13 protein-coding genes are annotated in these 13,050 nt (G+C 52.4%); 8 read left to right on the top strand and 5 right to left on the bottom strand.

Translation table 11 applies throughout. The annotated features are described in order from the left end of the window. Window positions 1-3: 3 nt before the first annotated feature. Window positions 4-1,434, bottom strand: a complete 1,431-nt coding sequence (locus ACF8D4_RS05350) for a PAN domain-containing protein (RefSeq protein ID WP_144438922.1) — start codon at window positions 1,432-1,434, stop codon at window positions 4-6. A gap of 215 nt (window positions 1,435-1,649) precedes the next feature. Here ACF8D4_RS05350 and ACF8D4_RS05345 point away from each other — a divergent pair, with 215 nt between their 5' ends. From ACF8D4_RS05345 to phnX, 6 genes are all read left to right on the top strand, one after another. Next, window positions 1,650-2,753: an OprO/OprP family phosphate-selective porin gene (locus ACF8D4_RS05345; protein WP_107352470.1), complete on the top strand. Its 1,104-nt coding sequence runs from the start codon at window positions 1,650-1,652 to the stop codon at window positions 2,751-2,753. Between the two features lie 109 nt (window positions 2,754-2,862). Beyond that, window positions 2,863-3,711 (top strand): phosphonate ABC transporter substrate-binding protein, encoded by an 849-nt coding sequence (phnD, locus tag ACF8D4_RS05340; protein WP_208160205.1) that lies wholly within the window; start codon window positions 2,863-2,865, stop codon window positions 3,709-3,711. Between the two features lie 16 nt (window positions 3,712-3,727). Then, window positions 3,728-4,555, top strand: a complete 828-nt coding sequence (gene phnC / locus ACF8D4_RS05335; RefSeq protein WP_025010083.1) for a phosphonate ABC transporter ATP-binding protein — start codon at window positions 3,728-3,730, stop codon at window positions 4,553-4,555. Next, window positions 4,549-5,352 carry a phosphonate ABC transporter, permease protein PhnE gene (gene phnE, locus ACF8D4_RS05330; protein ID WP_156018593.1) on the top strand — a complete coding sequence of 268 codons (804 nt, stop codon included), beginning with the start codon at window positions 4,549-4,551 and terminating at the stop codon, window positions 5,350-5,352. Before phnC ends, phnE begins: the two co-directional genes overlap by 7 nt. 18 nt (window positions 5,353-5,370) lie before the next feature. Further along, on the top strand, window positions 5,371-6,498 hold the full coding sequence (locus ACF8D4_RS05325) for a phosphonoacetaldehyde reductase (protein WP_156018594.1): 1,128 nt from the start codon (window positions 5,371-5,373) through the stop codon (window positions 6,496-6,498). Beyond that, the gene (gene phnX / locus ACF8D4_RS05320; protein ID WP_054744203.1) at window positions 6,486-7,295 is read left to right on the top strand and encodes a phosphonoacetaldehyde hydrolase; all 810 of its coding nucleotides are present in this window, start codon (window positions 6,486-6,488) and stop codon (window positions 7,293-7,295) included. Before ACF8D4_RS05325 ends, phnX begins: the two co-directional genes overlap by 13 nt. Window positions 7,296-7,397: 102 nt before the next feature. Here the strand turns inward: phnX and ACF8D4_RS05315 are convergent, their stop codons facing one another. From ACF8D4_RS05315 to ACF8D4_RS05300, 4 genes are all read right to left on the bottom strand, one after another. Then, window positions 7,398-8,294 carry a LysR substrate-binding domain-containing protein gene (locus ACF8D4_RS05315; RefSeq protein WP_096142469.1) on the bottom strand — a complete coding sequence of 299 codons (897 nt, stop codon included), beginning with the start codon at window positions 8,292-8,294 and terminating at the stop codon, window positions 7,398-7,400. A gap of 99 nt (window positions 8,295-8,393) precedes the next feature. Beyond that, the gene (locus ACF8D4_RS05310; protein WP_025889653.1) at window positions 8,394-9,914 is read right to left on the bottom strand and encodes a YifB family Mg chelatase-like AAA ATPase; all 1,521 of its coding nucleotides are present in this window, start codon (window positions 9,912-9,914) and stop codon (window positions 8,394-8,396) included. Between the two features lie 157 nt (window positions 9,915-10,071). After that, a complete protein-coding gene (locus ACF8D4_RS05305) occupies window positions 10,072-10,572 on the bottom strand; it encodes a hypothetical protein (protein WP_054744206.1) in 501 nt (166 codons plus the stop codon). Beyond that, the gene (locus ACF8D4_RS05300) at window positions 10,560-11,357 is read right to left on the bottom strand and encodes a winged helix-turn-helix domain-containing protein (RefSeq protein WP_025010078.1); all 798 of its coding nucleotides are present in this window, start codon (window positions 11,355-11,357) and stop codon (window positions 10,560-10,562) included. The genes ACF8D4_RS05305 and ACF8D4_RS05300 overlap by 13 nt, the downstream gene beginning before the upstream one ends. Window positions 11,358-11,675: 318 nt before the next feature. On the opposite strand from ACF8D4_RS05300, the gene ACF8D4_RS05295 reads away from it, so the two are divergent. Both ACF8D4_RS05295 and ACF8D4_RS05290 read left to right on the top strand, forming a co-directional pair. Beyond that, window positions 11,676-12,491, top strand: coding sequence for an EAL domain-containing protein (locus ACF8D4_RS05295; protein ID WP_144226303.1), 816 nt, complete (start codon window positions 11,676-11,678; stop codon window positions 12,489-12,491). Window positions 12,492-12,646: 155 nt separating this feature from the next. Beyond that, on the top strand, window positions 12,647-12,895 hold the full coding sequence (locus ACF8D4_RS05290) for a hypothetical protein (protein WP_025010076.1): 249 nt from the start codon (window positions 12,647-12,649) through the stop codon (window positions 12,893-12,895). Window positions 12,896-13,050 lie beyond the last annotated feature (155 nt).

The raw sequence follows: 13,050 nt of genomic DNA, 5'->3' as shown, positions 1-13,050 counted from the left end.
TGGTTAATGTTTACCACAGCTTGGATGTATAACACCTTCAGTGTTGTTGCCAAGCTCGAGGAAATCGAGGATATGTGGGGTCACGCCATCGACCTGCGTCATGGCGGTTTGGCTTAAATCTCCCTGGCAATAGGGGCTAATGCCCGGGTTATCCAGGCTGTTGTTGAGGATCAGAAAGGTATTGCGCTCGCCGGTACTCTGACCGCCATGACCGGTTCCCAAACCGCCGTGATCTGAAGTCACCAGAATCAACCACTCTTCGTCCTGATAGTTGGGCCTTGAGGTCAGCGCTTGCAGCACTTGGGCTATCTGCTGATCTTCGTCGCGTATCTTTTGCTGATAGGTGGGATGCAGTGGTGCATAGGCATGGGTATGAATATCTGTGTTATGCAGATAGTAGAAGATGGCCGTGGGTGGGTTTTGCCAGCCCAGCCACTGTTTGACCGTGTCTGTAGCCTGTTGTGAGTTCTTGTTGGCATTGCTGACCACGAGATCGGCCTTGGCGGGTTTCAGGTTGTGGGTCAGATTGAACCAATCGGCAACCAGCGCCGTGGTTGCGGTAGGGTAGGCCTGTTTTATCAGATCAAAGACATGAGGTTTTTGCAGCACCAAGCTGCTGTCGTTGGAGTGGACGCCGTGTTTATCGGCCCAGAATCCGGTGAAGACGCTGGACCAACCCGGCCCACTGAAGGTGGACTGGTGTCCACCGGCCAGCAGATTGTTGTGAAAGGCGCCTGTTGCAATCAGGCTATCCAGTGCCGGCGTCTCGGCGCAATCCTCACATTGGATGGCATCGCCCCTCAAACCGTCCAGTCCTATCACCAGAATGTGTTTATTACCGGGTATCGGGTTCTTGATGCCGTGGCTGTCGAAGCGCTCATAGTAGTCCATCGGCTGTTGCCCCTTATTGAGCTGCAGGCCACCTACGTCGGCGGCTCTCTGGCTGCTGAGGCTGCAATTACCGCTTTGGGTGTGGTAGTTGAATGACTGACACCAATAGCTTCTCTGATCATCGACACAGGCATCGGCACAGGCCTCTGCGCTCAGGCCGGGCAGCTGTTCGCTGTTGTACCCGGGTAAAAAGGCTTGCTCCACATGAACAAACTGTTCGAGTGAACTTGGCTTTAAGCTGTAATGGGCATAGGGGTTACCGGGATAATCTGTCTTGAGTCCACCGACGTCGGCCGCGCGTTTGTCGCTGAGATCGCAGGATTGATTCTGTTTGTGATAATCAAAAGAGACGCACCAACTGCGTCCTTCCTCAAGACAGGCACTGGCACATTGAGCCGCGGTTACCCCGGACAACTTCTCTGAGTTGTAACCGGAAATCGCAGCATTGTCTGTCATCTCAAACCTGGACAGCGGATTGTCGCTCGCCTGGGCGCCGGCCGCGGCCAGCAGCAATAGGCTGAGACTCAGGGGTGAAGTTTTCATTGTTAGCTCCTTGCTTTATAGGGAAGGCAAGTGGGTATCTGCCTCTTCCCCGGTTATGGGTTCCCGGTTTATTTCAGTGAAAGCTAATGACGGGGCTGTGAATCCTGATTCAGTTTTAGTTAATTACGGCTAGGCAAAAGCAAGCCCCGGGTCACCCGAGTGTCATTGCCTCTGTTGAGAATGGCTGCATTCGAACACAGACGAGGACCTATGAAATGCGCTCCACCTTAGCTTGCCTGTTGCTGCCCATGATGGCGGCGACTCCAGCCCTGGCCGAAGAATCGGCTCCGTTGCAATTTACTCTGAATACTGATGGCGGCATCAAGGTCGCCAATCACGACAAATCGGCCACTTTTCAGTTGGGTGGTCGCTTGCAATTCGACTATGACGCCACCGAATCAAAAGATAACCAGCTCGATACCGAGGACTTCGATGTGCGCCGGGCACGTTTGTATGCCAAAGGGCATGTCGGTGACTGGGGTTACAAGGCGCAGTTCAACATTGCCGAGAGTGACGGCGGCAAGGGGGGCAATGCCGAAGACCTCTATCTGAGCTACCTGGGATTTGGCAAACAGGCGCAGATCACCATAGGTAAACAGGCCGAGCCTTTCGGCCTGGAACGCCTGATGAGCTCCAAGGATATTTCAGCCCTCGAACGCAGTGCCATGACTGAACTGCACAGTCCGGGCCGGGCGCTCGGGGTCAAACTGCACGGTGTCGGAAGCAACTGGACCTATGCCCTGGGGGTATTTGAGTCAGATGGCGACGGTGGCAACGACTTCGAACATAAGGCGATGACAGGTCGCTTTACTTATACCCCCTACCAAGTAGGTGATGCCGTTATTCACTTAGGCGCCAGCTACACCCAGCGTGATGCCGATGTCAGCGAAGATGAGGTCAAGGGCTATGGCCTGGAACTGGCGGCCAGTAGCGGCCCTTTGCATTTGCAGGCGGAATACTTCGGCAGCGAGTTCGGCGATGAAGATCTCGACGGTTTCTATGTTCAGGGCGGCTGGGTGATTACCGGGGAATCCCGTCCTTACAAGCAAGGCAACTTCGGCCGGGTCAAACCGGGCAATGCCTATGGTGCCTGGGAGCTGGTATTGAGGTTCGAACAGGGCGACGGCAATTATGGTGATATTGGCCTGGACAAGAGCACTCAAGTGTACGACGGCAATATGTACACCCTGGGGGTGAACTACTACGCAGATAAAAATGTCCGTTTGGGCCTCAACTACTCCAAGGGTGAAGCCGAGGACCTGCTGGGGAACGAGTTCAGCGGCAGTGAACTGCGGGCCAGGTTCCAGTACGCCTTTTAATTCAATGGCTGCGCCTGGGGTTGTCACAGTTCTGTCTTGATATGACGTAATAATGACGTTTCTGTTACGCCGGCAGGCGCAGGTTCAATAGCACAGCGAGGAAAACAAGATGAACAAGCTCAATCAACTGCTGCTCACTCTGAGCCTTACCGGGGCGGCTCTTTTCAGCCAAAGCGCGCTGGCATTGGAGTCGCTGAAAATAGCCTTGATCCCATCGGAAGATTCCCGCGCCATGATCAAACAGTCACAGGCGCTGATGGATGAACTGGGTAAACAATTGGGGGTTAAGGTCGAAGGCTTTGTTGCTACCGACTACAACGGGGTGATAGAAGCGCTGAGAGCCAAGCATATTGATATCGCCTATCTGGGTCCCTTCTCTTATGTCAAGGCGACTCAAGTCACGGATGTTGAGGCCTTTGTGGTGGCCGAAACCAAGAAGAAGGGCGCTGTGGCCTATCACAGCCAGATCATCGCCAGAGCCGATTCAGATATCAAAGATATTCAGGATCTTAAGGGTAAAGACTTCGCCTTTGTCGACCCTACTTCCACCTCGGGTTATGTGTTTCCTATGGTGGGATTGAAGCATGCCGGTATTGAACCCAAAGACGACTTTGCCAACCTCATCTACACAGGGGCTCACGATGCCAACATACTGGCAGTGAAAAATCGCCGGGTGGATGCTGCGACTGTGGCCGACAGGATCCTCAGTGCCGCCGTCGACAAAGGCATGATCGGCAGTGAGGAATACCGTGTGGTTTGGCGCTCGCCGGCTATCCCCGAGTCTCCCATGGTCTGGCGTAAAGACCTGGCCGAAGAAGACAAGCAGAAGATCCGCACTGCCTTCCAGAGCCTGAAGAATCTGCAGTTCGGCGATCAGGGTGAGGTCAATCGCTATGTGGCTACAGATGATGCCGCATACGATGTTGTCCGCGAAGCTGCCAAGTTGGCACGGCAGTAATGGCAGGGTCAGAAAGATGATTGAAGTCAGAAACTTGAGTAAAGCATACGGCGAGACCCGGGTATTGGAAGATATCAACTTCAAGGTCGAAGCCGGTGAGTTTGTCGTGGTACTCGGCCCCTCGGGGGCGGGAAAGTCCACGCTGCTGCGTTGCATCAACCGCCTGACGCCGCCTTCCAGCGGTGAGGTGTTGATCGACGGCGAGTCCTATCCAGTGGGAGACAAGCATGCCTACCGAATATTATCTCAGCGAATTGCGATGGTGTTTCAGCATCATAATCTTGTTGATCGTTTATCTGTAATCAAAAACGTGCTCACCGGGCGCATGGCCAAGATCCCCTTCTGGGCCTGTCTGTTGCAGCTGTTTCCCAAACAGGATGTGGAGGCGGCATTGAACGCCATCGCCCAGGTTGGACTGGAGGAGAAGGCCTGGAATCGCGCCGATAACCTCAGCGGCGGCCAGCAGCAAAGGGTTGGCATCGCCAGGGCGCTGGCCCAGGAGCCTGACCTTATATTGGCCGACGAGCCAGTGGCCAGTCTCGATCCCAAGACCTCAAGGCAGATCCTGGGGTATATCCGCGAAGTGAGCCGCAAGAACAACATCGCCGTGCTCTGCAACCTGCACCAGATAGATTACGCCATGGAATTCGGCCAAAGGATCATAGGGATCTCCGGCGGCCACATAGTCTTCAACGGCAAGCCCGAGGAGCTGACCCCCGAGATAGTGGCGCAGATCTATCCCGGCCTGGAAGATGAAGGCATTGCCAAGTTGGTCAGTCGCACCGCCGAGGAACTGCGGCGCAAGAAGGCCGGCGCACCGGTGTTGAAGGAGGCCCTATGTTGAAACAGTATCGATTTGTGGCCAATGCGCCACGTGGCCCGATGGGCTGGTGGGTGTTGCTGCCCATAGCTTTGGTCTCGCTGGCCACACTCAGCTGGACGGTGACAGGTACAGACACTGAAATTGGCAAATTAATGCAGGGACTGCCCTGGATAGCCGACTTTATCGGCCGCATGTTGCCTCCCAATCTAAGCTATATCACTGACAACCTGATAGGCCCGGCGCTGCAGACCTTGCAAATTGCGCTGTTGGGGACTCTGTTGTCCATAGTGTTGGCCGTGCCGGTCAGCTTGCTGGCTGCCCGTAATTTGTCACCCAACGCCTGGCTCTATCACAGCAGTCGTCAGGTGCTGAACGTGCTCAGGGGCATAAATGAAATTATTCTGGCACTGATCTTCGTGGCCGCCGTTGGCCTTGGGCCCTTTGCCGGTGTGCTGGCGTTGGCAGTGCATGGTGCAGGCATGGTGGGCAAGTTCTTCTCTGAAGCGATTGAAGAGATAGATCAGGGCCCGATAGAGGCGATGCGCGCCTCAGGTTGCTCGACGCCGAAAATCGTGCTGTTTGGCATACTGCCGCAGGTATTGCCGGCATGGATCGGGGTGGTGCTGTACCGCCTGGAAGCCAATATCCGTATCTCCACTATTCTGGGAATGGTCGGCGCCGGAGGCATAGGCTTTGAGCTGATGACCACCATGAAGTTATTCGAGTATGAGAATACCGCCGCTTGTGTGCTGGTTATCCTCTTGCTGGTGTTTGCTACCGACATCATCTCCGCCAGATTACGCAGTTTTATTCGCTGATTTCAGGACCACAACAAGATGTACAGATATCACAATCCTGTAGAGATAATTACAGGGCTGGGGGCCCTGCGCGCCCTTGAATCCCGGGTGGCACAACAAGACTACGTGCTGCTGACCCACCCAGGGCAGACGTTTACGACCATGGCAGAGCGGGTGATTGCCGCAGCCGGTAGGCCACCACTGGCTTGCTTGACCGATGTGGAAGACAATCCTTCACTGGCCAACCTGCAGCGTCTGTGTCGGCAATTACAGGCCCTGCCAGCCAAGCCAGCGCTGCTGTTGGCGTTGGGCGGGGGCTCGGTGATAGATGCCTGCAAGGTACTTTGTGCCACAGGGGGCGATTTTGACCGCCTGAGAGCCATGCTCAATGGAACCGAGCCAGTGGCGCCCTTGCCCTATATCGCGATTCCCACCACCTCGGGTACCGGCAGCGAAGTGACCTGCTGGGCCACGGTTTGGGATCCCGAGACGCAGCGTAAGCACTCCTTGGCGCACCCGGCGCTTTATGCCCGGAGCGCCTTGTTGGAGCCCGAGTTGACCTTGAGTTTGCCACTGAATCTCAGCATTTCTACCGCACTCGATGCCCTGTCTCATGCGCTGGAAAGCCTTTGGAATCACAACCGGAATCCGCTGAGCAGTCAATATGCAGTGAGAGCTGCACAGATGATTTTATCTCAGCTACCTAGGCTTAAGCTTTGCAGTCATGAACTGGCACTACGGGAGACACTGCAGCTGGCCTCTCTGTTTGCCGGATTGGCATTTTCCAATACCAAGACCTCACTGGCACATAACATCTCCTACCGGGTGACGTTGGAAAAAGGGGTCAGCCACGGCCAAGCATGTAGCTTTACTCTGCCGATGATCATCCGCGCCATGAGTGGCGATACTCACGTACAGCCGCTGTTGGAGCAGATTTTTGGTTGCCCGCCACTATTGGCCGCAGAGCGGTTGGAACAGCTACTGCTCAGGCTGGGTATCGATGTTGACCCCAGACGTTATGGTTATCGGCCCCAGCAGTGGCTGGCACTGGTAGCCGAAGCGGCCGATGGTCAGCGAGGGCGCAACTTCAGCGGCGACCCGCAGCGCCTGCTGGCGCTCTATCAACAAAGTTTTCAGATGGATGAGGTAATTTCATGTCAAAAGTAGCGGGTGTGATATTCGATTGGGCCGGAACTACAGTGGACTTTGGTTCCTTTGCACCGACCAGTATCTTTGTCGAGGCCTTTGCCCAGGCCTATGATTTCGAACTTTCACTCAAGGAAGCCCGTGGCCCCATGGGGTTGGGCAAGTGGGACCATATTCGCGCTCTGGGTGATACTCCAGCCATCGCCGAACGCTGGTTGGTGCAATTTGGCCGTCCCATGAGTGATGAGGATGTCGATGCTATCTACCGGCGTTTTATGCCGTTGCAAATTGCCAAGGTCGGCGAGTTTGCCGACCTTATCCCGGGGACGCTGGAGACAGTGGCCTGGCTCAGGCAGCAAGAGATCAAAATAGGTTCTTGCAGCGGTTATCCGAGGGAAGTGATGGCTGAGTTGTTGCCGGCGGCCAAGGCGCGCGGCTTTGTTCCCGACTCTGTGGTCGCTACCGGTGAACTCAGTGCCGGTGGCCGTCCAGGCCCTTGGATGGCGCTGCAAAACGTGCTCAATCTGGGGATTGCCGATGTTGGACATTGCCTCAAGGTGGATGATTCGGCGCCTGGCATTCACGAAGGGCGCAGTGCCGGCATGTGGACTGTAGGTCTGAGTCTTTCCGGTAACGAATCCGGTATGACACTGGCAGACTTTCTGGCTGCTACAGAGGCCGACAAGGTGTTTGCCCGCCGTACCGCTTCTGTCAATCTGGCTGCTGCAGGGGCGCACTACATCATTGATACTATTGCGCAGTTGCCTGAGGTAGTGCTGGATATCAACGCCAGATTGGCACGGGGTGAGCGGCCCTGATATTCAAGTAAAATCACTGTTAAGCAGCTCTTATTCTCCAGCAGGAAAGGGCTGCTTTTTTGTATGGCTGGATTGCGTTTAACCAGTGCCGGCAAGCCGGGATCAAACACTTATCTGGGTATCCTTGTGCTGGGCGACTAGGGCTATCAGGGTTTTTATCATGGGGGAGTTGAGCTGTTTATTGTGCACCACCAGGCTGCTGCTGGCCTTGAGCTGGTCACTGACAATCCGCTTGGTTACTATCTGTTCGTGGGGCGTATGCTCATCCTCGGCTACCACAGAGATACCCAGGCCCTGGGCGACAGCTTCGCGCACCGATTCGCGGCTGCCCAGTTCATAGGCAAGCTGAGGGACAATGCCCGCGTTTTGCAGCGCGCCAAGAAACAGCTTGCGGGTCAGGGAACCTGGCTCGCGGATCAATAGCTCCTCATTGGCAAAGTCTTCTATGCTCAGGGTGTCCTTACGACACAGCCGATGGTCTCTTGGCAAAATCGCCATCAGCTTATAGCGATAATAATGGAAAGCCTGCAGCCCTGGCTGACTCTGCGGCAGAACAAAGAAACCGGCATCCACAGCTTCTGTCTCCAGCAGCTGCAATACCTTGTTGGAGGCGGCAAAGGTGATATTGACCTTGATGTTGGGGTAAATAAGCCGAAACTCGCGCACTATGGCCGACAGTCTGACAGGGTTGACGGCGGCGATATGCAGCTCGCCGGTTTGGCTTATGCTGTGAGAAAGCAAAATGAACTCGGCTTCTTTCAACTGGCTGAGTATTGCCCTGAATGAAGGCAACAGCGCCACCCCGAGCTGGGTCAGGCGATTATTTTCCCGCTGGCGCAGAAATAGCTTGGCGCCATAGGCTTCTTCCAAAGAGGCTATCTGATTGATGATAGAGGGTTGCGATACTTGCAGGTGTTCGGCGGCCTCTTTAAAACTGCGCTGCTGCGCCAGAGCACAGAAGGCGCGGATCTGAGCGAGTGAAATTTGAGGCTTGGACATCTTTTCAAGAGTAAACAGGGGCTGATGGCATAATTTTGCTACCAATTTATGACGCTACTATGACATGACCTGGATACAACCAGGATATAAGAGCAGAGATCAGAGCTGTTGCAGGCTGGCCAGCAAACGGTCCATCGCCCGATAACCCAGGGCCTGGGCCAGATGGCGCCGCTCGACCATGGGGCTGAGCTGCAGATCGGCTATGGTGCGCGCCACTCGTTGCAGCCGATGAAAGCTGCGCACCGATAATCCCAGCTGATTGACACTCTGTTCGAGAAACGCCAGATCGCCGGGTTTGAAACCTGCCTGCTTCAATGCCTTACTGCCCAACTGACTATTGAGTACGCCGGCGCGGCTGAGTTGTAGTTCCCTGGCCGCAGCGACTCTGGCGGCTATCTGCTCACTGGTTTCACCTTGCGCCGCCTCTGAGGTCAAGGCGCCTGGCGGGAGTTTGGGCACCTCAATGGTGAGGTCGAATCTGTCAATGAAAGGGCCTGACAGCCGGGCCAGGTAACGGCGGATCTGCTCTGGGCTGGCGCGGCTTCCCGGGCCGGCATCACCACAGGGGCTGGGATTCATGGCGGCGATGAGTTGAAAACGGGCATCGAAGCGCAGTTTGGCTGCGGCGCGGGAGATGATGACATGGCCGGTTTCCATGGGTTCACGCAAGCAGTCGAGTACCTTGCGGGGAAACTCGGCAATTTCATCGAGAAACAGCACTCCCAGGTGAGCCAGTGAAATCTCGCCGGGTTTGGGAATCGAGCCGCCACCCACCAAAGAGATGGCGGAGCTGGTGTGGTGCGGAGCGCGAAACGGGCGGCGATAAAACTCCCCCGGCTCAGTAGCCATACCGGCCACTGAATGAATCGCAGCCACTTCCAGCGCCTCTTCATAACTCATGGGGGGCAGGAGTGAGATTATCCGGCTGGCTAGCATGGTTTTGCCTGTGCCAGGTGGCCCCAGCATCAGCAGGTTATGCCCGCCGGCGGCAGCGATTTCCAGTGCTTGTTTGGCTTGATATTGGCCTATGACCTCCGACAGGCAGTCACTCGAGTGCGGCTTGGACTGTTCCAGCCATTCGGTTCCCGGTACTATCCCCGGCAGGGTTTGCTGTCCATGCAGATAGGCGGCGATATGTTGCAGGTGCTGGGCCAGGCAACATTGCCGGTAGCCCACCAAATCCGCCTCACTGCGGTTATCCTGTGGCAACACCAGTTTGATGCCTCTTTGACGGGCGGCGATGATCACCGGCAGGATACCAGTGCAGTGCCTGACCTCACCGGACAGCCCAAGCTCACCGACAAATTCATGATCGTCCAGAGATTTCAGTGGCAGTTGCCCGGATGCTGCCAGAATACCAATGGCAATAGGAAGGTCGTAACGTCCACCTTGCTTGGGCAGATCGGCCGGTGCCAGATTGATGGTGATCCTGCGCATGGGGAATTCAAAACCCGCATTGATTATGGCGCTGCGGACTCTTTCTCTGGCTTCCTTGACCGAAGCTTCCGGCAACCCCACCAGATTGAAGGCCGGCAGGCCGTTGGAGAGGTGAGCTTCGACCAGTACCTGAGGCGCCTCCACACCTTTGGCGGCTCGGGTGGCAACTCTGGCTATGGGCATAACAGTTCCTTTGTAGTGCGCTTCCCTGATTCAGTAGAGTGTAGCAGTTGCCTGGATTTACAGTGGCTTGAGGGAATAGCGGTTCTGGCCTTATCGACAGAGGTTTCCAGAACCCGGGAATGGACTGCACCAATAGCTATCACCCTGGAAGGCGGGATTAGATGACTTTCTTCATACACCTTAGACTGGTGTCTGTTTCATTGGAGAAGCAGAAAATTTGGTCGACCAAAGTGTAGTGCCACACCACTTTATAGTCAGTCGCCAGCAAGAGCTTCAACAGTGACAGTGCAGGGTTGGCAAACAAGACTTCCAGCGAATCGGCTGAGACAGGGTAGACTTTAACCTGTTCGACCTGAACTGCATTGTCGTGCAGTACCAGCCTGGAGACCTTGCCGGAAAAGAGTATTTTCCCATCCGTTTTTTCTTTGTTGTCACTCAGTTGCAACAGCCCCCAGAAGCTTTCTGAATCAATATCTATGTAGAGGGAAAAAGTGATGCGCTTGACCTGCTTATCAGGGCCTTCTACTTCCTTGATCATCTGGTACATGCCATCTATGTCCTGAACCTCGTGATAGTCATATAGAAGGTTAATGATGATGGAACTCAGCAAGAGGGTTAGAGGGATGGTGATTGGCAGCAGTTTCTTTAACTTTGGCATACAGTTCCATCCTTCAGCTTATTGAGTATTGAGGCATCTGCATAACTGACATAGGTATTAATACTGTTATGCGATTTATTAATGCAGTCGATCGAAAATAAACCTGATCTATGGCTCAAGATAATAGTGTCTCTGTTATCCTTTATTGTTCTCCCAATTTCATAGAAGTCTACAGTGCCAATGAGTTGATAGTTTAGTTCTTCAATGACTGAGTTTATGGCTTGCTTGTCTATTGTGTTCTTGATCCTTGATATAGTAATTATCTTATTTATTCCGTTGGTGTATATTTTTATTCTGGGTGGTGTGTGTGTCAGCGCTTTTGTTATTGCGAATGGTACAAAGAATAATGCCAATGATATGCTTGTGATATACAGAATTCGTCTTAAGCTGAAGTTGGTCTTTTGTGGGGTAGGCGTTACCGCTTCAGTATAAACGGGATTGATGTTGTCATTGATGAACTCCAGCTGGATATTGCCCTGAAGTGTATCAAGGCCGTAACCAAAACCTTTCTTGGTGAATATAATGTTGTTGCCGGAAATCTCTCTGAATATTCTTCTCAGATTGGCAATGGCAACTGGAATGGAATTGGGGGAAACAATTCTTCCATGCCAGCCGGCATCCAAGAGTTTATCTCTGCTTACTGCTTGGCCTCGACTGAGGTATAGCTCTTTTAATATATAAAATTCTGGAATTGAACATTTATATCCTTTGGTGTCTGTTTTGATAATTGGGTTGTCGTTGTTTTGGCGAGCTGTGATTATTTTCCTACCTTTAGTGATGTCCATTTTTATTCCTATTGTTTTTGTTTTTAATTTAAGTTTCTACATGTTTTACGCCCTAATAATAAGTAATAAAAAATCCTGTTGTTGAGATAATGTTTCATTAATCAATAGAGTGTTAATTTTGCAAGTTATTGATTCTTAAGCTCAATGCCTGTGTTGTCAATAGTGGGTATCCCTTAGGCTCCATTTATTAGTTTTTATAACTGCGGGATTAACTCCACTGGTGAGAATCTCTGCCTTGATCCCGCAAAATGCATAGTGTTAACCGAATGCTGGTCTGTTTGCCGGGTTGTTGCTGTTCAGTGCTATCAAGGGGGAAACATGCTCACGCAGCAGAGATGTGACAATACGGATTCCGGCAATGAGTCGGGCAGCATAGGCAAGCTGTTTAATGAGTACAATAACGCACCATTAACTGAAGCCCATTTTCAGGAGATAGTTGCCAGAAAAATAAGCGGCTGTGCCCAAGAGGTGGCTTATGAAGTATTATTCAGGCCTGGAAAGCTATGCTTAAGTGTGGAAGGCTTCTATGCTAATCTGCATCAAAAAGAGCTATTGAATTTATCTCTGGAGCAGTTGCATCAATTGGCGGCTATTGATTACAGGCATCTCGATGTTTTGGCCTTGGCTGGCCACAAAATTGCACGGCTGTTTATCAATATAGAAGCTAGAATCATCTCCTCTTTAGAGGCTGAATTGGTTTGGCTAAAAGAAACATTGAAACAACAAGAGGTAGAGTTGGTTGTTGAAATTACGGAACGTTTGTCAGCCAAGATTGCTACAACTGCTTTTGCCAGTATCGCCAAGTTACATGATTTTGGTGTTAAATTTGCTTTGGATGACTTTGAGCCTAAAGGTGATTTGAGACGGCATTGGATTAATACTGCTTGCGTCGATTATATCAAATTGATCCTTCCCCGCGGTTTTGAAAAATCAGAAAAAGTCAGGCTGGATTTTATTGACTATATATATCAATTAAAAAATCAGGCTCAGGTTAAGGTGATTGTTGAAAAGGTAGAGACGCTGGAGCAATTTTTGGCGATGGAGTTGGTACCCTATGATGGTCTGCAGGGATACCTGTTTTCCCAGCCGGAAAAGCTGGCGCAAATAGAGTTGCACCGGCATGCCTTTGGGTGACATCGCAGGCGCTAATTCACTTGTTTAACGGATAAAAAAGGTCACTGTCACGGCAAAAATTTCTCGTTATCTGAATGTAAAATCTACTGATAGATTGTGTGAGACTTCTCTGTGCTGCCCCATGGGATGGCACTATACTCACACAAGGAAACAAGATGAAAAGCTTAACTCTGCTGCTGGCCGGTATGTTACTCAGTGGTGCTGCCCTGGCAGCCGATGAAGAAAACGCCCTGCCTCAAGCCAGTGAAACCGATATTCAACAACTGCAGCAAGCCTGTTTGCAAATGGCCGATGAAGACGCGGTGCCAGCCGAAGAACGTCAGGAATATCTGCTGACTTGCGTTAATGATCAACTCAACGAAATGGGTTATCAGCTTCTGGAAAGTCTGCCAGAGGTTAATTAATCTCCACAAGGGCAGCCCATCTGTGTTTTAATTCTCCGGTATACGATATGCATTGTTTGCTGGGGGATGGATGCCTTGCTGTTGAGTCTATTTAATACGTGGTGGGGTGATTTATTCACTCCACCACGTAAACTCCTTTCCCTTTTTCTGCTTTT

This window comes from Shewanella sp. YQ_9 (assembly GCF_043103185.1).
Classification (GTDB): Bacteria; Pseudomonadota; Gammaproteobacteria; order Enterobacterales; family Shewanellaceae; genus Shewanella; species Shewanella algae.
The sequence above is the reverse complement of the archived record's forward strand: the minus strand, read 5'-3'. Positions and strand labels throughout refer to the sequence as shown.